The organism is Micromonospora sp. CV4, from assembly GCF_003667455.1.
In the GTDB taxonomy this organism is placed as follows: domain Bacteria; phylum Actinomycetota; class Actinomycetes; order Mycobacteriales; family Micromonosporaceae; genus Micromonospora.
This window is the reverse complement of the sequence record NZ_RCVI01000226.1, coordinates 49,155-69,232: the sequence shown is the minus strand read 5'-3', so window position 1 is coordinate 69,232 and position 20,078 is coordinate 49,155. Positions and strand designations below refer to the sequence as shown.

Annotated in this window: 21 protein-coding genes and 1 riboswitch; of the genes, 7 read left to right on the top strand and 14 right to left on the bottom strand. The window is 71.8% G+C overall.

Annotated features, from left to right (window positions below):
- The 4 genes from EAD98_RS10310 to EAD98_RS10295 form a co-directional block, all read right to left on the bottom strand.
- A partial coding sequence (locus EAD98_RS10310; RefSeq protein WP_233583786.1) for a glycosyl hydrolase occupies positions 1–2,450 on the bottom strand: 2,450 nt, incomplete at its 3' end.
- A 232-nt stretch (positions 2,451–2,682) separates the two neighbouring features.
- A complete protein-coding gene (locus tag EAD98_RS10305; RefSeq protein WP_121653829.1) occupies positions 2,683–3,183 on the bottom strand; it encodes a hypothetical protein in 501 nt (166 codons plus the stop codon).
- A gap of 64 nt (positions 3,184–3,247) precedes the next feature.
- Positions 3,248–4,018, bottom strand: a complete 771-nt coding sequence (locus tag EAD98_RS10300; RefSeq protein WP_121653828.1) for a thioredoxin family protein — start codon at positions 4,016–4,018, stop codon at positions 3,248–3,250.
- Positions 4,019–4,116: 98 nt separating this feature from the next.
- Positions 4,117–5,706: an MFS transporter gene (locus EAD98_RS10295; protein ID WP_121653827.1), complete on the bottom strand. Its 1,590-nt coding sequence runs from the start codon at positions 5,704–5,706 to the stop codon at positions 4,117–4,119.
- Positions 5,707–5,975: 269 nt separating this feature from the next.
- Between EAD98_RS10295 and EAD98_RS10290 the strand changes: the two genes are divergently transcribed.
- Positions 5,976–6,419, top strand: a complete 444-nt coding sequence (locus tag EAD98_RS10290) for a hypothetical protein (RefSeq protein ID WP_121653826.1) — start codon at positions 5,976–5,978, stop codon at positions 6,417–6,419.
- 105 nt (positions 6,420–6,524) lie between these two features.
- Here the strand turns inward: EAD98_RS10290 and EAD98_RS10285 are convergent, their stop codons facing one another.
- Complete coding sequence (locus tag EAD98_RS10285; protein WP_121653825.1) at positions 6,525–7,463, bottom strand: SDR family NAD(P)-dependent oxidoreductase; 939 nt, start codon at positions 7,461–7,463, stop codon at positions 6,525–6,527.
- 164 nt (positions 7,464–7,627) lie between these two features.
- Here EAD98_RS10285 and EAD98_RS10280 point away from each other — a divergent pair, with 164 nt between their 5' ends.
- Positions 7,628–8,533: a LysR family transcriptional regulator gene (locus EAD98_RS10280; RefSeq protein WP_233583785.1), complete on the top strand. Its 906-nt coding sequence runs from the start codon at positions 7,628–7,630 to the stop codon at positions 8,531–8,533.
- Positions 8,534–8,541: 8 nt separating this feature from the next.
- Here the strand turns inward: EAD98_RS10280 and EAD98_RS10275 are convergent, their stop codons facing one another.
- On the bottom strand, positions 8,542–9,213 hold the full coding sequence (locus tag EAD98_RS10275; RefSeq protein WP_233583784.1) for an acetoacetate decarboxylase family protein: 672 nt from the start codon (positions 9,211–9,213) through the stop codon (positions 8,542–8,544).
- A gap of 316 nt (positions 9,214–9,529) precedes the next feature.
- Here EAD98_RS10275 and EAD98_RS10270 point away from each other — a divergent pair, with 316 nt between their 5' ends.
- Positions 9,530–10,471: a hypothetical protein gene (locus EAD98_RS10270; protein ID WP_147457363.1), complete on the top strand. Its 942-nt coding sequence runs from the start codon at positions 9,530–9,532 to the stop codon at positions 10,469–10,471.
- A gap of 3 nt (positions 10,472–10,474) precedes the next feature.
- On the opposite strand, the gene EAD98_RS10265 is transcribed toward EAD98_RS10270, so the two are convergent.
- Positions 10,475–11,401: an acetamidase/formamidase family protein gene (locus tag EAD98_RS10265; RefSeq protein WP_121653823.1), complete on the bottom strand. Its 927-nt coding sequence runs from the start codon at positions 11,399–11,401 to the stop codon at positions 10,475–10,477.
- Between the two features lie 172 nt (positions 11,402–11,573).
- On the opposite strand from EAD98_RS10265, the gene EAD98_RS10260 reads away from it, so the two are divergent.
- On the top strand, positions 11,574–12,413 hold the full coding sequence (locus EAD98_RS10260) for a peptidoglycan-binding domain-containing protein (RefSeq protein WP_121653822.1): 840 nt from the start codon (positions 11,574–11,576) through the stop codon (positions 12,411–12,413).
- Between the two features lie 27 nt (positions 12,414–12,440).
- Here EAD98_RS10260 and EAD98_RS10255 read toward each other — a convergent pair whose 3' ends face one another.
- The 3 genes from EAD98_RS10255 to EAD98_RS10245 form a co-directional block, all read right to left on the bottom strand.
- On the bottom strand, positions 12,441–13,859 hold the full coding sequence (locus EAD98_RS10255) for a WGR domain-containing protein (protein ID WP_121653834.1): 1,419 nt from the start codon (positions 13,857–13,859) through the stop codon (positions 12,441–12,443).
- Between the two features lie 176 nt (positions 13,860–14,035).
- The gene (locus EAD98_RS10250; protein ID WP_121653821.1) at positions 14,036–14,833 is read right to left on the bottom strand and encodes an SAM-dependent methyltransferase; all 798 of its coding nucleotides are present in this window, start codon (positions 14,831–14,833) and stop codon (positions 14,036–14,038) included.
- A gap of 133 nt (positions 14,834–14,966) precedes the next feature.
- Positions 14,967–15,347 (bottom strand): YccF domain-containing protein, encoded by a 381-nt coding sequence (locus EAD98_RS10245; protein ID WP_121653820.1) that lies wholly within the window; start codon positions 15,345–15,347, stop codon positions 14,967–14,969.
- Between the two features lie 122 nt (positions 15,348–15,469).
- Here EAD98_RS10245 and EAD98_RS10240 point away from each other — a divergent pair, with 122 nt between their 5' ends.
- Positions 15,470–16,075 (top strand): TIGR03086 family metal-binding protein, encoded by a 606-nt coding sequence (locus tag EAD98_RS10240; RefSeq protein WP_121653819.1) that lies wholly within the window; start codon positions 15,470–15,472, stop codon positions 16,073–16,075.
- Positions 16,076–16,255: 180 nt separating this feature from the next.
- Here the strand turns inward: EAD98_RS10240 and EAD98_RS10235 are convergent, their stop codons facing one another.
- Positions 16,256–16,918 (bottom strand): DUF2470 domain-containing protein, encoded by a 663-nt coding sequence (locus tag EAD98_RS10235; RefSeq protein ID WP_121653833.1) that lies wholly within the window; start codon positions 16,916–16,918, stop codon positions 16,256–16,258.
- A 113-nt stretch (positions 16,919–17,031) separates the two neighbouring features.
- Between EAD98_RS10235 and rpsD the strand changes: the two genes are divergently transcribed.
- The gene (gene rpsD / locus EAD98_RS10230) at positions 17,032–17,640 is read left to right on the top strand and encodes a 30S ribosomal protein S4 (RefSeq protein ID WP_121653818.1); all 609 of its coding nucleotides are present in this window, start codon (positions 17,032–17,034) and stop codon (positions 17,638–17,640) included.
- A gap of 180 nt (positions 17,641–17,820) precedes the next feature.
- Positions 17,821–18,303, top strand: coding sequence for an ABC transporter permease (locus EAD98_RS10220; RefSeq protein WP_233583783.1), 483 nt, complete (start codon positions 17,821–17,823; stop codon positions 18,301–18,303).
- 12 nt (positions 18,304–18,315) lie between these two features.
- Here EAD98_RS10220 and EAD98_RS10215 read toward each other — a convergent pair whose 3' ends face one another.
- Genes EAD98_RS10215 through EAD98_RS10205 form a run of 3 tightly spaced genes read right to left on the bottom strand, consistent with a single transcriptional unit; the run spans position 18,316 to position 19,864 of the window.
- The gene (locus EAD98_RS10215; protein ID WP_121653816.1) at positions 18,316–18,903 is read right to left on the bottom strand and encodes a histidine phosphatase family protein; all 588 of its coding nucleotides are present in this window, start codon (positions 18,901–18,903) and stop codon (positions 18,316–18,318) included.
- On the bottom strand, positions 18,900–19,670 hold the full coding sequence (locus EAD98_RS10210) for a CbtA family protein (RefSeq protein WP_121653815.1): 771 nt from the start codon (positions 19,668–19,670) through the stop codon (positions 18,900–18,902). Before EAD98_RS10210 ends, EAD98_RS10215 begins: the two co-directional genes overlap by 4 nt.
- Positions 19,661–19,864 carry a CbtB-domain containing protein gene (locus EAD98_RS10205; protein ID WP_121653814.1) on the bottom strand — a complete coding sequence of 68 codons (204 nt, stop codon included), beginning with the start codon at positions 19,862–19,864 and terminating at the stop codon, positions 19,661–19,663. The genes EAD98_RS10210 and EAD98_RS10205 overlap by 10 nt, the downstream gene beginning before the upstream one ends.
- A 33-nt stretch (positions 19,865–19,897) precedes the next feature.
- Positions 19,898–20,044, bottom strand: a riboswitch (cobalamin riboswitch).
- Between the last annotated feature and the right edge of the window lie 34 nt (positions 20,045–20,078).

Sequence of the window (20,078 nt, the reverse complement as noted above, 5' to 3'; positions counted from 1 at the left end):
GCCGGACGGAGGCGGGGTCGTCGGCGGCGGGGTCGTCGGCGGCGGGGTCGTCGGCGGCGGGGTCGTCGGCGGCGGGTCCGTCGGCGGCGGGTCCCCGGGGGTACGCCGCCGGCCGCGTTGCCGCCGCTCCAGGTGTACGCCCCGGTGGTGGCCGTGCGTCCGGCCGCCACGGTGAGCGTCGTGCCGTTGGAGAACGTCACCGTGATCGGCGTCCCGGTCGGGTTCGACGCCACGTAGGTGCGCGCCCCGTTGCGGGAGAACACCGCCGTCAGCGGGTGGTTGGCGGTCACCGTCGTGTCGACGGTGCCCAGCGCCGCGAGGTTACGGATCCAGTGGAAGGTGTGCGCCCGGCTCTCTCCCTCCTCCGGGGTGTAGCCGGGGTTCGCGCGGAGGTTCGCCAGGGCGGCGTCGCCGTCGCCGAGCGCCTGGAACTGCCAGAGGATGTCCTGCCACACCGTCGGAGGCCCACCGTTGTTGCGCACCAGTTCGGCGTAGTTGGTCCGTACGTACGCCGGGTTGTTGCCGAGGTAGAGGTGTCCGCCGGTGACCGGCAGCAGGTTGATGCCCTGGATCATCTCCGGCTCGCCGCTGAACCAGGTGGCGTACGCGCCGCCGTCACCCCAGACCATGCCGACCGTCGAGTGCCCGAAGGCGGCGGGGAAGTTCTGGTCGCTGACGTCGAACCAGTACTCCTGGATCGCCGCGGCCTGGGTCGTGTAGAGGAAGACGCCGGCGTCGCGGACGGCGGTGTCGCCCGTCGCCTGACCCCACTGGATCAGGGCGTTGGCGAAGTTCATCCCCTCCGACGACGACTCCTGGTTGTTGCCGGAGCCGAACGAGCCGTGCCCGGACGCCCAGTCGTGGCCGGCGTAGATGTCGAAGTCGCGCAGGTAGGGAAAGCGGGTGTCGTCGCGGCGGTAGTTGTTGGCGTCCCGGATCAGCAGGTCCACCATGCCGCCGTAGCGGCTCTTGGCGGCCCACGCCGGGTCGAACTTGGCCAGCGTCGCGGCGGCGGCGATGTAGTAGCCGTAGTGGAAGTGGTGGTCGTTGAGCTCCTGGTCGGACCCGTACGACGCCGGGTAGCCGATCAGCGTGCCCCAGTTGGCGTCGTAGTAGAAGACCTTCGAGGTCTTGCCGCTCGACGCGGTGAACCAGTCGGTGAGCGTGCCGCGGATGGCGTTCAGCGCGCTGTCGCGCGTCGCGGTGTCGTTGACCAGGTCGGCCACCTCGGCGAGCCGGGCGGCCCGGCCGAGACCCTTGCCCGTCCAGTACGTGTCGCCGCCGCGCTGGTCCATCGGGTTCGCTCGGGCGGCGGCGAGGTGACCGGTGAGCGTCGCCAGGTCGGCGCCGCTGCCGTCGCCGACGGCCGGCAGTTCCGGCAGGACGCCCTGGAACTTCATGGCGGTGCGGAACTGGTTGACGCCGGTGAGCACCTTCATCCGGCCCCGAGCCGACGGGTAGGTCGGAGTGATCGGAGTCGAGCCGGTCAGCGATCTCCACTGGTGCGGATAGAGGCTGACCACGGTCTGCGTGGCGGTTCCCTCCCGGGCGGTCGTGGTGAACGCGTACGTGGTGGTCAGCCCGCTGGTCGCCGGGTTGTAGGCGTACGAGACCTGGGTGCCGGTGACGTGGGCGTGCGCGTACCGCCCGTAGGTGGTGGACAGGTCGGCGCGCTCGGCCGTGGTCGACGTCGGCGGCAGAAGGGCGACGGAGAAGTAGCCCCGACCGGCCAGGGTGGAGGAGATCCGGCCGCCGCTGACGGTCCAGTTGGCGCCGCTGGGGGCGTACCCGACGTAGTCGTGGCCGTTGACCCGGAAGCCGATGGTGGCGCCGCTGTTGGACCAGACGTCGAGGGCGCCCGTCGTGCTGATCACCGCGTTCCCACCGGTCGTCTGGAAGTACGCGAAGGGCAGGCCGTGGCCGATCGTGGCACGCATGGTCCGGGTGCCGTCGCTCCAGTGCGGGCTGACCGTCCAGTCGGTCCAGCCGTCGACCTTGACCTGGGGCGCGCCGAGCCCGGCGACGCCGACGCGGATGTCCTGGACGTACGGGTAGTGGTACTCGCCGACCCCGGTCGCGGTGCCGCTGATGGCGGGCGTCGAGTTGGCGGAGAAGCCGAGGCCGTCGGTGAAGGTGTCGTACGAGATCGGGTGGGCGTGCAGCGGCTCGCTGAAGGCGCAGTCGGTCCGCTTCCAGAGCAGCGAGGACCACCAGTCGTTGGTGGGCACGGCACCGGCTGGCGCGTTGGCGGTGGCGAACTGCCGGGGGTTGCTCGACATCTGGCCGCAGCCGGTGGGGAGCGGGCCGACCGGGGTGGTGGTGTAGCTGCCGGCGCCGACGGGGGCGGCCACCGCGGGGCGGGTGAGGGTGATCGTGAGGCCGCCGGCGACCAGGGTGAGAGCGGTGGCGGCGGCCAGGATCCATCGGCGGTGGGGGACGGGAGGTTTCACGGTGCCTCCATCGCGTGCCAGGTTGCCGGCCTCGCCGGCTCCGACACGTTGTCTGGATTGAGAAGAAGGTGCGGTGAGAGAGCGCTCTCCCAATCGGCACGGTAATCGAGGATCGTGACTCCCGTCAATGTGTCCGGCTGGTTGCGTGCTCATGTCGCGATTAGAACGCCCTCGGCCCCGCACCCACCCGCTAATGCCGCCGGCTGACACCTCAGCCGACCGCGCTCACCACCTACCACCGCGCGCCGGTGCGCCCCTCGGCGACCCGCCACTGGCCGTCGGCCTGCCGGATCAGCAGCAGTTGCAGCGGCGCGACCTCGCCGTCGACGAAGCGGGCCTGCGCCAGTACCTCGGCACGAGGTTGCCCAGGGCCGACGATCGTCGTCCCCTCCACCGAATAGCCGGTGAGCCGCTGGCCACCGGAGTGCAGGTCGGAGAATGTCGGCAGGTCGCTGGCCTGCCGACGCTGCTCGGTGAGCAACTCGTACGCGACCGCGAACTCAGCCGCCACGAGCGCGTCCAGGTACGCCGTGGCGGTCGCCTGGGCGGGACCGCGTTCCCGGACCGCCTTCGTCACCGTCAGCGCCGTCCACACCACGACGCCGGTCGCAGCGATGATGCCCAGGGCAACGATCTGCCACACCGGCAGACTGCGGGTGGCGCAGCCGTAGCACACGACCAGGATCAGCCCGATCGCCAGGATTCCGAGTGCTCGCGTCCACCGCCCCGACATGCTCCTGGACGTTAGCTTCGCGAGACGGCCTCTGCCAGAGCGCTATACGACGGGACGCCCACCCTCATCCCGCGACAGCGGTCAGGTCGACCGCGGCGGCGGCGACGATCGCCTTGTCACCGTCGTTCTGCACGTAACCGACCACCGCGGCCTGTCGAGGGTCAAGATCTGGCGGCGCCTCCAACTCCACCCGCCCGCGCTCGGCGTCCACACCGACGGACGTGAAAGCCCGCACCACGTTGTCCTGCCGCAGCGTCCGCCCGGCATTCTCACCCCGGGCGACCGCACTCTCCAGGCCGCGCTCGACGATTGCCACGTTCAGCACCGCACGGTGCGGAGGCCGGCCGGTCTCGTAGCTTAGCGCCACCCGCTGCCCGGTGCCCGTGCCACCGGAGTACTCCTGGACCGACAGTGTGAGCGGGATGGTGGCGGCCGAGGTCAGCGCCGACGCGATCGAGGTCGCTGCTCGTCGACGGTCGGAGCCGACGAACTCGACGGTGCCGTTGACGACCATCTGGGGGGTGTAGAGGCGCCCGGTGCCGAAGGTTCGCGCGTACGCCTCCTGCCGCGCCGTGTACGCCGCGTCGGCGAACCGGTCGGGCCAGCCCAGGTCGTCCCAGTAGTCGACGTGGAATCCGAGCGCGAAGACCGGTTGCCCGCGCATCCGGGCGTCGCGCTCGATCTCGGTCAGCACCTCCTCCGCGGGAGGGCAGCTCGAGCAGCCCTGGGAGGTGAACATCTCCACGACGGCGAAGCCGCCGTTCGGTGGCGCGACGTCCGCCGTCCGCAGCGGCGAATCCGGCAGGCGGGCACGATCCGACCCGGGGTCCGTCATGGCGCCTCCTTCGTCGGTGCGGCTGGCGGCTCTCCGATTCCCGCTACCGCCGCGACCATGCCTGCCCGCTGGCTGGCAACTCCCGGCACGCGGGCTGCTCAGGTCGTCCGGCTGTCGCCCGCGGAGCGAGCGGGGGCGTCCCGCCGGGCGGGAACGCCATCGCCGTCGCGGCCCCGGGGGACTGCCGGACGTTCCACCGAGGTGACGGTGTGTGGCCCGCCGGGTCGCATGAGGACGGCCACGAGCAGGCTGGCGAGGATGCCGACGACGCCGGCCACGGCGAAGGTCGCCTGCACGCCGGCGACCCCGGCGGCGTGCGCCGCGCTGTCCAGCAGTTGCCGCCCCGCCGCCGGCGCGGCACGCAGCAGGCCGGGTGTCTGCCCGCCGGCGATGGCGTGCGCGACCCGTGCCGGGTCCGGAATGCCACGTCCGGCCAGGACGGACTGCGCCTGGGCGGTGAAGACGCTGCCCAGCGCGGCGATGCCGAACGCGAAGCCCAACTGGCGGGTGGTGTTGACGGCCCCGGCGGCCATGCCGCCGCGCTCGGCGGGCACCAGGGACATGGAGACCGAGCCGAGGATGGGCGTCGCGAGGCCGACGCCGACGCCGATCAGGGCGAGCCCCGGCAGCAGCGCGGGCCAACTGGCCGTACCGTGCACGAGCGCCGCGGTGAGCAGGCTGCCGAGGCCGACGAACAGCAGACCGGCGCCGATCACCAGGTCCGGTCGACGGCCGTGCAGCGCCCGGCCCAGCGCCGCCGAGACGGCGAACGCGGTGACGGACATCGGCAGGCCGGTCAGCCCCGCCGCGAGCGGGCTCAGCCCCAGCACGGACTGCAGCCAGATCGAGGTGTAGGTGAGCGTGGTGAAGGCCGCGAACGTCAGCAGCAGACCGGCGAGCAGCACCGCGACGAACGAGCGGTTACGCAGGAGCGCGAGGTCGAACATGGCGTGTCGGGTGCGCGCCTCGATCGCGACGAACCCGGCCAGCAGGAGCGCGGCCACCACCAGCAGCCACCAGACCACGGCTGCGGACCAGCCGTCCTCGTTGGCCCGGATGAGGGCGTACGTCGCGCAGGCCGCGGCGGCGGTGAAGCTCGCCATGCCCGCGAGGTCGATCCTGCCGCGGACCGCCGCGTGGGCGACGGGGAGCGTCCTGCCACACAGCAGGATGGCGACGACGCTGACCGGCAGGTTCACCAGGAAGATCCAGCGCCACGAGGCGCCCTCGGTGAGCAGCCCGCCGAGGATCGGACCCACCGCGGCCGAGGCGCCCGCCACCGCGCCCCAGATGCCGTACGCGCTGCCCCGGTCACGGCCCGCGTAGGCGCTGTTGAGCAGGGCGAACGTGGTCGCGAACATGGCCGCCGCGCCGACGCCCTGCACGGCGCGCGCGACGATCAGCACGCCCGAGGTCGGCGCGAGACCGCAGGCCAGCGACGACACCGCGAAGAGCAGGAGCCCGATGACGTACGCCCGGCGGTGCCCCACCCGGTCGGCGATCGAGCCGGCGCCGAGCACCAGCGCGCCCAGCGCCAGGGCGTACGCGTCGATCACCCACTGCAACGCCCGGAAGGACGCGTCCAGATCGTCGACCATGTCGGGCAGGGCGACGATCACGATCGTGACATCGATCAGGAGCATGAACGTACCCAGGCAGACCGTCAGCAGCGGCAGCCACTTGCGCATTCTGATACCTGTTTCTTCCGGGCGGACGCCTCGGCGCGTCGGTGGCGCGAACTCCGGCTGGTCGACCAGACGCAACCAGCTTTCGGCCGACCGGCATCGGACAACCTGTGCGCGGTTGCCGGAGCGGCCGCCCACCACCGGGGATTCGAACCCGTTCGAATCACTTGGCCGGCGGTTGCGGACAGACGTTCACTGTGCCGGTCCTGAACCGCCTCCCGGCGGGGCACGAGAGTACGGAGGCACCTTTGACGACCTTGCGATCGCGGATCATGGCGATACTCGCCGCGCTTGTCCTCGGCGTGTCCGGGAGTGCGTTTCTCGCCGGCCCGCCGGCGCAGGCCGCCACCGGAACCTGCTCGGGTTCCAAGATCGGTGGGTTCGACCTGTACGGAGACGTGGCCATCAACGGCTCCACGAGGTACGGGTACGTCGAGATCTACTACAGCGGCGGATACAACTGCGCGCGGACCGTGTCGAGTGCGAACACCTGGGGCGTCAGCAAGGTCATGTCGGTCGAGCTGTGGGTCTGTTCGTCCGGCGTCAGCAACTGTCGGTTGCTGGAGGCGAACGACCGGGACCACGGCACCTACCGGTACTACGCCGGTCCGGTGACCGCGTACGCCAGTGGAAAGTGCATCTGGGTCATCGGCAACATCTACTACCCGCCCACGGATTCCAACGCCGGCAACAACAGGTCGGGGTGGTGTGGCTGACGACCGTGGTGTGCGTCGTGCCGGGCAGGGGCCGCTGCCCGGCACGACTGCGTGGCCCGCTGCGGCGGGGTGAGGGCCACGACCACAGGCGGAGACGCCGTCCGGTCAGCCGCGCTGTGCGGCGGCGAGCATGTCGAGCGACACCTGCCACAGTCGCTCGGCCGCCGCGGGGTCGAGCGCGTGGTCGGCGACGCCCTGAAGCGGTGCCTCGGGGTTGTAGCGCGGCGCCTCGTTGCAGTCCTCGAAGTACCGACCGCCGAGGCCGTCCAGCTGCGGCCAGGCGGCGAGCAGCACGGAGGTCGCCGCACCCTGCTGCGGGGACTTGAAGTCGTACGCCGGGAGCTGCGCCAGGTCCTCCTCGGTGAGGTGGCGCCCCAGGTTGGTGGTGACCGCGCCCGGGTTGGCCGCGTTGACGGTGATGCCGTCGCCGGCCCAGCGCCTGTTCGCCTCGACCGCGAACAGCGCGGTCGCCGTCTTCGACTCGCCGTAGGCCAGGAGACGGTCGTAGGGGCGTTCGCGGAAGCTGACGTCGTCGAGGACCATCGGCGCCTGCACGTGTGCGATCGAGCTGAGCGACACCACGCGGGCCCGGCCGGCTGCCGCGAGGGCCGGGTGCAGCCCGTTGGTGAGCGCGAAGTGGCCGAGGTGGTTGGTCGCGAACTGCAGCTCCCAGCCCTCCGCCGTGCGCATCTCGGGGGTCGCCGACACCCCGGCGTTGTTGACCAGAATGTGCAGGGGGCCTTCCCAGGCGCTGACGAAGGCGGCGACCGACCCCTGGTCGGAGAGGTCCAGCGGAGCGACACCGATCAGCTGGCTCCCCGTGGTGGCGCGGATGTCCTCCGCCGCCCGTTCGCCGGCCACCAGGTCGCGTACCGCCAGGGTCACCGCGGCGCCCGCGGCTGCGAGGGCCCGGGCGGTCTCGACACCGATGCCGGACGAGGCGCCGGTGACGATGGCGCGCTGCCCGGTGAGGTCGAGACCGGCGACGACGTCTGCGGCGGTGGATCGGGCGTCGAAGGGCGTGGTGAACCGCTGTGCGTTCATGATCGGCTTCCTCGGATTCGTTGTCGCTTCGTTCGGCGGTGACAGCCGCGTCGGGACTGAGGTTCTGTCCGACTTCGCCGCTCGCCGTGGTCCGGATCCCATCGTGCGCGGCAGCCTTCGAAGCGCCCAACACACGCTTCCTGGCATGGCTACAGTCTGTTCCTGTGACCACCCCTGAGCTGCGGCAACTGCGGTATTTCCTGGTCCTCGCGGAGGAGTTGAGCTTCACGCGGGCCGCCGCCCGCCTGATGATCGCCCAGCAGTCGCTGTCCCAGCAGATCACCGCCCTGGAACGCTCCCTCGGGGTGCGGCTGTTCGACCGCGACAGCCGCGGCGCCACGCTGACCGACATCGGCGCCCTGTTCGTCCCGGAGGCACGCGCCGTGACGGACCGCGCCGACGAGGCCGTCGCCGTGGTGGGCCGGGCCCGCAGGGGCGAGGTCGGCACGCTCAACCTGGCCTTCCTCGCCACCGTCGCCAACCACCTCCTGCCCCCGGTGGTCCGGGTCGTACGCGAGCACCTACCCGACCTTCGCCTGACGACGGAGTCCACCGGCATCGCGCCCCTGGTCGAGGGCGTTCTCGCCGGGCGCTACGACGTCGCCTTCACGAGGACCCCGCTCGTCCCCGCCCTGCGATCCAGGACCCTGGCGACCGAACCGGTGTGCGCCGTCCTGCCCGAGGGCCACCCGCTCGCCGAGCGTGCCGAACTGAAGCTCGCCGACCTGGCGGAGGAGCGGTGGGTGATGACGCCGCGCAGCTCCTGGGAACCCTGGCACCGCGCCTACGACGACCAGTTTCGCGAGGCGGGCTTCGTTCCGAACGTCGTCCAGGAGGAAGCCAGCGTGCAGAGCCTCCTCGGCCTGGTCGCCGCCGGAATCGGCGTCACCCGCCTCGCCCGCTCGGCACGCAGCCTCCGCCGCACCGGCGTCGTGTTCGTGCCGCTGACCGGCGCGTTCGCCCGGACCGAGATGGTGTGGCTGTCGGGTAACACCGCACCCGCCCTGCGCCGGCTCCTGGACGTGGTCACCGAACTCGCGGCAACGACCGATCTGACCGAGGCCGGCTGAGCTTCCGGTCAGTCGAGGACGAACTCGCCACCCGGGTAGGCGAACGACGAGCGCGGCGAGTAGAAGCCCCAGACGAACCCCAGCGGCTCGGCCGGACGCAGCGCGTACACCGGGTGGTCGGGTTCGAGGAACTCCAGGGACTCCACCTCGAAGGGGTCGACCGGCGCCGCCACGAAGGGGTAGTTCCCACCGACCAGCCTGCCGTCCACCTGGGTGAAGTAGCGCAGTTGTCCCTGGTTCACGGCGTCACCGGTGCGGCCGACGCGGGCCGTCGTCCGGATCACGGGTACGCCGTCCGCCTCGGTCGTGGCGACGAGCCGGCGCCCGCGTACCTCGATGGTGGTCGTCCCCACCGTGGCCGGCACGCCGCGGGCGGCGGCATACGCGCGGACGACCGGACTGGAGTTGAAGTAGTGGGTCCACCAGCGACCGGGCGTCACCCCGTCGGGCGCGTCGACCCCGGACAGGTCGGGCCCGAGATACGTCAGCGAGTACGCGCCGAAGCCGGACGTCTGCGCGGCGTCGTCGACGACGTACTGGTTCATGAAGACCTGTCGGTTCGGGGCCGGTTTGAGCCCCGGGGGCACGAGGGCGGCCACCGCTTCCGGGTCGGCCGGGACCCAGCCGAAGTAGATCATCCTGCTGTTCACGACGAGCTGCGGAGCGACGAGGTCGGTCACGAGGGGTCCTTCCGCGTGGCATCGAGTTGTAGTCGCGACGCTACGGAGAGCCCCACCCGGAGACAACGACGGATTGCTGACACGCCAGCGGCCGGCGGCGGTGGCCCGCGTCGAGTGCGTCAGCGGGGCCTGAAGTGGCGGCGGGCGGCGTTATAGTTGGCGCGGCAGAGCGCCTGCCAGCGCCCGCTGTGGTAGCCCACGTCTGACCACACGCTGGGGCCAAGAGCCTCCGACTCCGCGCGGGGTTGTGTCCACCTTCGGCGTGCCGGTCACGCCGCCTGTTCGGTGGAGGGCGTGGGACTGCACCGGAGACGCCATGTCTGATCAGAATTCCCGCCGTACCCCACGCCCCGGGCGTGCCCGCAAGCGCGCGATCCGGGAGCAGGCGGCGCGGACCGGAGTCGCCTACTCGGTGGCTGCCCAGCAACTCGAAGCGGTCGGTCTCCAGCCCGGCGAAACCCTCTCCAGCTACGGCCGGACGATCTATCCGATCGGGTCCGACCCACACCGCCAGCTGCTCGTCGAACGCCGGGAGCGGCGGTCGTTCGCGGAGCGGGTGACGGACACCCGGCGGGCCGCGACCCTGCCGGACGGCCGAGCCCAGCACCTCGTCGAGCGGTTTCCGCCCACCCGGGGGTCCACAGGCACCGGGGTCGGCCCGCTCTATTCCGGTGAAGGGCGCCAGGACCTGCTCGCGATGGTGTACATCGTGGTCGCCACCGAGTCGCCGGGGCTGCTGCCCGACGTGGGTGACCTCGTGTGGGTCGCGGAGATGGGCGAGGACACGGCGCTCGACACCGCCTGCGCCGAACTGGACCACGAGGCCCGCCGGCTGCTGGACCGGAAGCCGGTGGCGCTCTGGTCGGCGATCGAGAAGGCGCTGGCTGCCGCGGAGCGCAGCACGGACTGGAAGATCCGCCAGGAAGCGCTCCGCCATGCCGCGCTCCTGCGCACGATGATGTCCCCGCGCGAGGGGTACGTGGGGGAGTTGTACGTCGAGGGGCTGCCGGTGACCGGTGTCCGGCAGATCCTCGACGCCCTGCTCATCGTCGCCGAGGACGGGCATGCGCCGGGAACCCGGGTGCGCCTGCTCGACAAGCACCACGAGGGGCGAACGGCCACGATCATCGGCGCTGGGTGGGGATCGTCGGGCCCGCCGGTGGGCTACCTCGTCTGGCTCGACGGCGCGAAGACGCCGCTGTCGGCCCGTGCCGATCAACTGGTCGTGCTGGCCGGCCAGGAGTCCCTTCCGCGCTGAGCATCAGCGCAGCGCGTCGTCTCGGAGCACGGCGTGCGCGCCGACGGTCTGGTTGACGATCTGCGTCACCCGTACGTCGACCGCGACGCTGGCCAACGCCACCGCGTCCGGACGGCTGACGCCGTGCAGCCGTTGCATCAGGGTCAGCATCGAGTCCAGCGCCATGAAGGTGGCGTCGTCGAGGGTCGCTCCAACGCCGAGGGTCAGCCAGGCGTCCGCGGTTCGGGCCACCGGGCCGGTGACGGGGAAGTCGTCGCGGACGTCCACGGTCAGCGTCACCTCGTCCATCGGGCACTCGATCGCCGTACCGCCGACCTCGCCGTCGCCCTGCGCGGCGTGCCCGTCCCCGACGGAGAACAGCGCCCCGTCGACCGGGATCGGCAGCAGCAGGGTGGTGCCGGCGGTCAGGTCCTTGCAGTCGAGGTTGCCGCCGCAGGGTCGGGGCGGGACCGTCGAATGCTTTCCCGGGTCGGCCGGCGGCATGCCGAGCACCCCCATGAAGGGGCGCAGCGCGACCGTGTGGCCGTGCTGGTTGCGGCCGGTCATCGCCACCGGGTCCAGTGCCCAGTCGTGCACCACCCCTTCCTGCTCGACGCCGTACCGCTCGTTGAAGCCAGTCGGCCAGCCACCCGCCACGGTGGTTCCCCAGGTCGCCGGGACGATCGCGTCGATCCGCACCTCAAGGGTCTGGCCGACGCGGGCGCCGCGGACCGCGACTGGACCGATCAGCGCGTGTCCGTGGTCGGGCTGGTGCTGCGGGACGCGCGGCCGGTCCCGGTTGTGCCCGCCGGGGTACGGGCCGGCCGACCACCAGCAGTCCAGGGTGCGGTAGGTGACGGTGTCACCGGGGTCGATGGTCAGCACCGGCGGGAAGTCGGGGGAGAAGTGGCCGTGCAGGGTCTCGTCGCCCGGTGTGAGGGTGTGTCGCATCTGGGCAGGCTAGTTGTTGCCCTCAGGGCCGGGTAGATGCGTGCCGCCGGTGAGCGGGTCCATCTCGGGGGCGGTCGTGGCTTCCGGTCCGAGAAGATTTCTGTCACTATCCATCGACGCATAGAAACTTTTCGTCGCCTTGGTTGTTCCCGATCACCGTCCTGGAGGATCAGTGCCCACTCGGAGACATCTACTGGTCACCGCCGCCGCTGCGACGGCGTCGCTGGTTGCCGCGGGGCAGGCTGCCCAGGCCGCGCCGGCCGCCGCCCTGCCCCAGGTCAACATGGAGGCGCTCATCAAGGCCGCGCAGATCGACCCGCGTCGCGCCGACAGCGCGATCACCGCGGGCAGCAAGGACAGCGTGCTGGCGGTGGAGCGAGCGTTGCAGGCCCGGGGCCTGCTGGCCGCCACCTACGTCGACGGCCACTTCGGCACCAGCACCGTCGCGGCGTACGCCGCCTACCAGCGGTCCCTGGGGTATTCCGGGCTCGACGCCACCGGCCTGCCCGGGCTGACCTCGCTGCGCCTGCTCGGTGACCAGCGGTACACCGTGACCATGCCGCTCTCGCCGGGCAGCACGGTGGCCTTCCGTGGGGCCACCGTGAACACGCGCACCAGGGCCATGCTGCTGGAGGCGGAGCGGTTGCTCGGCCGGCAGTTGACGATCACGCAGGGCTCGTACAGCTCCGGCAACTCGAGCTCCGCCGGCACCCACGACGGCGGGGGAGCCCTGGACCTCTCGGTGAGCGGCCTGTCCACCACCTACCGCACCACTGTGGTGCGCCAGCTGCGCCGAGTGGGCTTCGCGGCGTGGCTGCGCACGCCGTCGCAGGGTGACTGGCCGTACCACATCCACGCGATCGCGCTGGCGGACACCGACCAGTCGGCTGCCGCGCAGCACCAGGCCGGAGACTACTACCTGGGTCTCAACGGACTGGCCAACCGCGGCGCCGACGACGGCCCGGCGGTCACCCCCAAGGTGTCCTGGGAGGAGTACCAGCGGGCCGCCTGAGCAGCGACGGACGGTGGTGAACGGGGCTCAGCGCAGCCGGCGGATGTCGCCGTACGCCCGGTAGAACCCACCTCGGCCCGACTCGCGGACCTCGGTCACCAGGTAGCGGGCACCGGGCTCGCGGATGCCCTTGGGGAACTGCACCGACCAGTCGCGCCGGTAGCCGTCGGACAGCACCTGGACTCGCATCCGCCCCCGGTCGGTCAGGCACTGCACCACCACGCCCGCGCCGGCGTCGCTGGTCACCTCGACGACCGTCGGCTCCACGGTCCGCGGTGCCTGACGGGGCGCCTTGACGTCCAGCACGTCCGGCACGTCCCCGGTCTGTGCCGCCCGGATCGCCGACTCGCTGGCGTCGATGCAGGCCAGGTGGCCGCCGGTGGTGACGACGTAGAGCCGATCGCCGTGATACTGCATCGAGTACGCCGAGCCGCAGCCGGTGCCGAGCTTCCACAGCCGGGTGCCCGCCGCGTCGAAGCAGTAGATCGAGGACTGGCTGTCGCCGGCGAACACGAACCGGCCACCCTCGGCGGTGGCGCAGGAGAAGACCGGGGCGTCGCACCGGTAGCTGCGCTCGACCCGGCCGTCCTTGGCCAGCCGCACCACCTCGCGGGTGCCCGTCCCGGCGAACACGCTGCCGCGTTCCTGCCACCCGAAGAGCACCGAACCGGTCGTGGTGTGCCAGAGCTCGCGGCCGGTACGCCAGTCGTAGCCGGTCACCCCCTTCGAGTGGCCGTGGTAGAGCGCGTCGGGGTCGCAGCGCACCATCCAGGCCGAGCGGCCCCGCCCGGGCCGGCGCCAGAGGAACTCGTCCTCGTGGTCGATGGCGGCGATCCCGCCGTCGGCGTCCGAGACGCCCAGGACGCCGTCGTGGATGTCCAGCCAGTAGATGTCGATCTCGGGGGCGATCGCGTACGCCACCCGGGGGATCTTGCCGGAGAGGTCGTAGACGTTGCCGTCGTCGCAGCCCGCGTAGATCCAGGCGTCGTCGGCGACGATGCACTTCACCCCGTCGGGGAGCCGGACCTGACCGCGCACCTGGGCGTCGTGCCCGAGGGTGGTGATCACGCCCTGCTCGTTGCCCACCATGCAGTGCTGGTCGTCGACGAAGATGCCGAAGGCGGGGGCGCCGGAGTCGTAGCGCCACAGCACCGGGGCGGTGCGGGCCGTGGAGCGGGTGCTGACGATCTGTCGCCGCGAGATGCTGCGCTTCGGTCGGACGCCGGGGACGGCCGGAGAATAGCCCTTGCGGACCTTCTCGCCGATCTTCTTCGCCGCGGCCGCCCGGGCCCGGGCGTTGTCCGGGTAGGCGCTCGCCTTGACCTGCCCCTGGTCGCCGATTCGGCCGTAGCGCACGGTCAGCGTGGCGTCGTCGACGACGACCTCGTAGAACTTGTGCGCACCGTCCACTTCGGACAGTTCGAGGTAGGTCGTCTCCTGCGGCATGGGGGCCTCCGAGGGGGTCAGCGACCGGCCCGAGGTGGCCGGCGCGGCGACAGTGACCACACGCTAACCACGCCCTCCGACAAGATCGGCTGCCGCCGCGCATCCGCCGGCGCGACGCCGGAGCGCTGCCGGCTGAACCAGCCGGCCGCGCTCCGGGTCACCGATCAGTCGACGATTCAGGGCTTACGGGCCACCGCGCCGTACGCGTCGATGCCCTGGGCGTCGGGCTCGTCCGGGCGCCACAGCGGGATCGGCACCAGGCCGGGCTCCACCATCGCCAGCCCGGAGAAGCAGCTGGCGAGCTCCTCGGGGCTGCGCAGGATGTACGGGACGCCGCCGTTCTCCGCCAGCCGCTGGGCGCCGGACACGACCGCCGGGCTGGTGTTGGTGCCGTCCCAGAACACCAGGTGGCTGCCGGACGTGATGGCGTCCATCGTCCGCTGGACGATCGAGCGCACCACGTCGAGGTCGGGCTCGTAACCCATGACGCCCATGTACATCACGGCCACGGGCTGGTCGAAGTCCAACGTCCGCGCCGCCTCGGCGAGGATCTTCTCCGGATCGTGGTAGTCGGCGGGCACGTAGGTGGTGACGCCCTCCGAGGTCGTGTTGGCCAGCAGTGCCCGGGCGTGCACGAGGACCATCGGATCGTTGTCGACGTAGACGATCCGCGACTCGGGCGCGATGCCCTGGGCGACCGCGTGGGTGTTCTGCATGGTAGGCAGGCCGGTGCCGATGTCCAGGAACTGCCGGATGCCCGCCTCGGCGGCCAGGTGGCGAACGGCCCGCACCAGGAACCGGCGGGACTGCTGTGCCATGACGACGATCTCCGGATAGACCTCGGCCACGGCGTCGCCGGCCGCCCGGTCGGCCTGGAAGTTGTCCTTGCCACCCATCCAGTAGTTCCAGATCCGTGCCGCGTGCGGCACGTCGGGCTCAAGCTTCGCTGCGAGTTCGGCATCCGGGCCGGCCATGCCAGGCTCCAATCGGAAGGTCGTCAGACTGTGGGCACCGTTGCGGTACGAGCGGCATCGTACCCGCGCGTCCACTGTCGACGGTTTGGCGTCCGGCGCGGATCGGCGTCCGCGTCGGCGTGGCCGAGCTCTCTCACGGCGCGTCGACGACCTCGCGGCCGAGGGGCCAGAACGCGGCCGGCACGAGCTTGAAGTTGGCGATGCCGAACGGTATCCCGATGATCGTGACGCAGAGGGCGATGCCGGCGACGATGTGGGACAGGGCGAGCCACCAGCCCGCCAGCACCACCCACAGCACGTTCGCGAGCCCCGAGGCGACGCCCGCGCCCGGCTTGGGCACCAGCGTGCGGCCGAACGGCCACAACGAGTAGACGGCGAGACGCAGCGACGCGACAGCGAAGGGAATGGTGATGACCAGGACGAAGCAGATCAGCGCGGCGATGCCGTAGCCGACCGCCAGCACGATGCCACCGCCGAAGATGAGCCAGAGAACGTTCAGCACGAAGCGAATCACCTCTTCAGCATGAGGGGCGCTCGCCACCGGGCGGTCCGCGCCCAGCGCCCCGGCACAGCCTGGGGCGTCTTGTCGGACCCGCCGACTACCGTGCGGACGATCCGTCCCGAAGGAGTAGCGAGATGCGCGACACCAGCAGAGCCACCCCGGACTTCGAGCCGGCGTCCCGCGCGTTGACGTCGCTGGTGCTGGGGGTGACCGATCAGCAGCTCACCGCTCCCACCCCGTGTGCGGGATGGGTCGTGGGTGACCTGCTCGACCATCTCGTCGGTCTCACGGTCGCCTTCCGCATGGCCGCGGAGAAGGCGCCCGACGGTGCTCCAGACGGCCCCGGCGAGTCCACGATGGCCAACCTGGATCCTGAGTGGCGCACGGTTCTGCCCGCGCAGCTCGACCAACTGGCTGCCGCCTGGCGCGTGCCGAGCGCCTGGACGGGTGATGCGGCGGCCGGCGGGGTCGTGCTGCCGGCCGAGGTCATGGGCCTGTTCGCGCTTAACGAGCTCGTCGTGCACGGTTGGGATCTCGCCCGGGCGACCGGCCAGGCGTACGACGTGGCCCCGCAGATCGTCGAGTGCCTCCACGGTCTGGTGTCGCAGCAGGCGAGCAGCGAGGGCAGTCCGGGCCTGTTCGGGCCGTTGATCACGGTGCCGGCCGAGGCGGCGCTGCTCGACCGGGTCGTCGGGCTCACCGGGCGCGACCCGGCCTGGGCCGCTCCGACGGCTTCCTAGCGACGTCGATCGGACGACGCGGAACGCCCTGGGAGGTGCGCTGCCGCTGCGCCCCCACCGACGTGGTCACCTTCGAACCGGGGTGGCCGATGACGGCGCACCGGCCCGCCCGGGCCGGTGCGAGATCGCCGGGTCCGCAACTGCCCGACGGTGACCCTGATGATCAGTCGGCGCTGGTCATCAACGGGCGCGTCGGCAGTGCCGAGACTCGCTGAGCAGTGCGTCGATCTGGCCGCCGAGTTCGTCGGGATGGCGCAGTGCCGAGCGGAACCTCAGCCGGACGTCCCGATCGCCGGCGGGCAGCTCCAGGCGGAGCACGACACCGTGGCGATCGAGGCGCAGCGGCCGGACCTGGCGAACACCCCGCATGTGGTGGGTGGGAACCAGTCGGCACAGCCGGTCGACGGTGTACGCGTGGTGGTGGTCGAGATGGCACAACAGGTCGGCTTCGGTGGCGGCCAGCGGGTCGGGCCGGGCGGTGGCGAACGCGGCCGGGTCGATCGAGGTGGTGCCGTCGGCGGTGCTCACCTCGGCGGTGGCGAGATCAAGGACCGCCACCAGGTCGTCACTCCCGTCGTACCCGGAGGTGTCGCCTCCGGTCGGAGCCAGCCAGCCGGTGAGCGTGCCGCGTCCCCGGACCCGGTTGCGTACCGGGGTGGGTGCCAGGTCGGTCACCTGGATCATCGCCACGGTCTCCCGCTGGTGCGCGAGGCGCTGCGCGAGTTGGCAGTCGGCCGGTAGCTCGACTCGCACCCGTCCATCACCTGTCACCGTGTGCCGTCCGGCGACGTGCGCCTCGTGGCCGGGGATGTGCAGGGTGAGGGAATGAGCGGCGACGAGCATCGATCGAAGACGGACCGCCGGGTCGTCGGTGGAGTCCGTCGTGCTGGTCGAGGGGTTGCTCAACCCGATCACCTCCTAATAAGGTTAGGCTTACCTTACTTGAGAGGTGAAGAATGAATCAGACCCGCCCCAAGGTCAAGCGGTCCCGTGCTCTCGGCATCGCACTGACCCCGAAATGTGTGCGCTACTTCGAACGCCGCCCGTTCCCACCCGGGCAGCACGGCAGGGCTCGCCGGACCACCAGCGACTACAAGGTCCGGTTGCTGGAGAAGCAGCGACTCAAGGCGCAGTACGACCTGCACGAGGGCCAGCTGCGGCGCGCGTTCGACCGGGCTGTCCGGCGGCCGGGCAAGACCGGGGAGCAGCTGATCGTCGACCTTGAGTGCCGGCTGGACGCGCTGGTGCTGCGGGCTGGCTTCGCCCGCACCATCTACCAGGCCCGTCAGGTCGTCACCCACCAACACGTCACAGTCAACGGCCGCCGGCTGGACCGGCCGTCCGCGCGGCTGCAGCCCGGCGACGTCATCGCCGTGGCGGAGCGCAGCCGGGGCAAGGCCCCGTTCGTCGTCGCGGCCGCCGGGGCGCACGCCCCGGAGCGGCCAGCGCCGTACCTGGAGGTCAGCCTGACCGGCCTGACCGCTCGCCTGACCCGGGTCCCGCTGCGGCCGGAGGTTCCGGTGGTCTGTGACGAGCAGCTCGTCGTCGAGTACTACTCACGCTGAGCGAGGGGTCGGCCGCCCGCGACCGCCGCCGCGGGCTGCACCTCCGGTACGCGCGTCGACGCCTCCTGCGCGTCGCCGTCGAGCGGCGACGTCCCGGTCTCGCTGGCCGGAGGTTCGACGGCGACGCCAGGGCCCCTCGACAACCCCGCGCCGGGGGAGTGGCCGAGCCGAGCGAGACCCGTGCCGCCGCGTGGCATCGCGATCATTCCGGTCGCGGGGATCCTGATCGGCGGGGCGATGACCGCCACCTCGCTGGCCGGTCGCCGTGCGCTGGACGAGCTGACCAGCCGGCGCGGTGAGGTGGAGGCCGGCCTGGCCCTGGGCCTGCTGCCCCGGGACGCCGTGCTGCTGGTGTGCCGTCCGGCGGCCGGGCAGGCGCTGGTCCCGGCACTCGACCAGACACGGACGGTGGGCCTGGTGACCCTTCCGGGTGCGTTCGTCGGGGTGCTGCTCGGTGGGGCGAGCCCCCTCGCCGCCGGTGTGACGCAGTTGGTCGTGCTCGTCGGACTCCTCGCCGTCGAGGCCGTCGCTGTCGTCCTCACCGTCGAACTGGTCGCCCGTGGCCGGCTCCGACCCGCCGGATCGGGGCCGCGCCGGGCCGGTCGGGCCCGCGTCACGCCGTCGTTGGCCCGGGGACCCGCGGCCCGCCGGGAGGCGCCCTGACCGGTGCCCGTCTCAGTCGGCCCGCGGTGCGCTCAGCCGTAGCTGCCACCGTGCCCCGTGACCGGTGAGCCGGACCATCGCCAAAGGCTCGACATCCAGCTGCCGGAACGTCGCCAACGGCAGGTCGAGGGCGTGAACGACCGCGACCCGGATCACGATCGGATGGGTGACGGCGATGATCCGCTCGCCGCGCCCCCGCTGCGCGTCCAGCCAGCGGCCGACCCGGTCCCGGAGTGCCACGATCGACTCGCCCCCGTGCGGCGCCGCGTCCACCTCGGACAGCCATGCTTGCAGCGCCCGAGGCTGTTCGGCGCCGACCGCCTCCAGCGACCGTCCGGTCCAGTGGCCGTGGTCGCAGTCGGCCAGCGCCGCCTCGGCGCTCGGCGTCAGCCCGAGGGCGTACGCGGTCTCGATGGCCGCCGGCGCGGGACTGGACAGGCAGACCGCGTTGCCGCCCCGCCGGTCCCGCCCAGCGGAGGCCCGGGCGAGGGCGGCGCGTCGACCACCCTCGTCCAGGCTCTCGTTTCCCCCGCCGAACGTCGCCCGCCGCAGCGCGGCCGTGTGCCCGTGCGCGACCAGCCGCAGGCGGGTGGTGGTCACGTGCTCGGGGCTGCGGTGGCGGCCCTGCGGCGCCCGTCCTGGTTCATCAGGGCCGCGAACAGCAGCCCGATCCCCGTCCAGAGCACCACCTGGGTGCCGAGCGAGGCGAGCCGGAAGTCCCACAGCAGGGTCGCGGGGAAGTCGTCCGGGACCTCCTGGAAGGACGGCAGCACGACGTAGGCCACACCGGTCACCAGCAGGAACCCGCCGACGGCGGCCCCGGCGCGGAGCCACAGTGGCGCCGCGCCGCCGACCGACCGGTAACCCAGCGAGCCGGCCCACACCGCCACCAGGCCGAGTGCCACCATCAGCAGGTAGGTGCCGGTGCGCTGGTCGATGGTGGCCGGGTCGCCGACCGCCGGTGGATTCGCCGGGTACTTGACGAACGGCACGATCACCACGCCGAGCAGCGCGGCGCCGGCCAGCAGCAGACCCGACCGGCCGTCGTCGTACGCCCGCCGCCGACGGCAGAGCAGAACGTACGCGGTGGCCAGCAGGCCACCCATCGCCGCGCCGAACAGGCTGGTGGCCAGGAACAGACCGCCACGCTGCCCGTCCCTGCTGACCAGCGCGTCATCGTGATGGTGCCCACCGGCGGTGGGATCGGCGTGTGCCGCCGCGTCCTCGATCGCGATGGCCGCGTCGACGTGTGGTTCGCCGGCCACATAGGCGAACGTTCCGGCGAGGAGGCCGGCGACCAGGCCGGCGAGCAGTCCGCGGACGAGAACGGTGACGAACCGTGGTGCGGTGGTGGTGGTCAGTGGCACGGGACACCCAGCAGGTGCCGACCGTCGTGCATCAGCTCGTGCAGGTACATCCCGCTACGGGAGACCGCCCCCTGGTCGAAGGCGACAAGATAGGCCAGCAGGAGAAGCACGGCGACGGTGGCCAGGGCCGTCCACAGCAGACGGACGTTGCCAGCGGGCTGCACCAACGGCTGGCTGGACGTGGAGCTGGACATGATACGCAAACCTCCTCGGGGATGACGCGTCCCCATCGCAAGGCTGCGGACAACCGAGTGTCCTGGCTCGCGGACCCCGTGGGGACCGCTCACAGTGGCGCGACCGCGCCGGATTCACACCGGCTTCCCTCGCGTCGCCGCAGATAGTGGATCGACGGTATCGGCGCCGATCCGGCCGGTCAACCACGCCCCTTGTGACGCACGGCATCAGGTG

Bases quoted from the DNA above. Each gene is read 5' to 3' on its own strand.
- EAD98_RS10265 (WP_121653823.1), bottom strand. From the start codon at position 11,401: ATGCGACACACCCTCACACCGGGCGACGAGACCCTGCACGGCCACTTC.
- EAD98_RS10255 (WP_121653834.1), bottom strand. From the start codon at position 13,859: ATGCCGCAGGAGACGACCTACCTCGAACTGTCCGAAGTGGACGGTGCG.
- rpsD (WP_121653818.1), top strand. From the start codon at position 17,032: ATGAATCAGACCCGCCCCAAGGTCAAGCGGTCCCGTGCTCTCGGCATC.
- EAD98_RS10285 (WP_121653825.1), bottom strand. From the start codon at position 7,463: ATGAACGCACAGCGGTTCACCACGCCCTTCGACGCCCGATCCACCGCC.
- EAD98_RS10270 (WP_147457363.1), top strand. From the start codon at position 9,530: ATGTCTGATCAGAATTCCCGCCGTACCCCACGCCCCGGGCGTGCCCGC.
- EAD98_RS10240 (WP_121653819.1), top strand. From the start codon at position 15,470: ATGCGCGACACCAGCAGAGCCACCCCGGACTTCGAGCCGGCGTCCCGC.
- EAD98_RS10205 (WP_121653814.1), bottom strand. From the start codon at position 19,864: ATGTCCAGCTCCACGTCCAGCCAGCCGTTGGTGCAGCCCGCTGGCAAC.
- EAD98_RS10250 (WP_121653821.1), bottom strand. From the start codon at position 14,833: ATGGCCGGCCCGGATGCCGAACTCGCAGCGAAGCTTGAGCCCGACGTG.
- EAD98_RS10290 (WP_121653826.1), top strand. From the start codon at position 5,976: ATGGCGATACTCGCCGCGCTTGTCCTCGGCGTGTCCGGGAGTGCGTTT.
- EAD98_RS10305 (WP_121653829.1), bottom strand. From the start codon at position 3,183: ATGTCGGGGCGGTGGACGCGAGCACTCGGAATCCTGGCGATCGGGCTG.
- EAD98_RS10235 (WP_121653833.1), bottom strand. From the start codon at position 16,918: ATGCTCGTCGCCGCTCATTCCCTCACCCTGCACATCCCCGGCCACGAG.
- EAD98_RS10300 (WP_121653828.1), bottom strand. From the start codon at position 4,018: ATGACGGACCCCGGGTCGGATCGTGCCCGCCTGCCGGATTCGCCGCTG.
- EAD98_RS10295 (WP_121653827.1), bottom strand. From the start codon at position 5,706: ATGCGCAAGTGGCTGCCGCTGCTGACGGTCTGCCTGGGTACGTTCATG.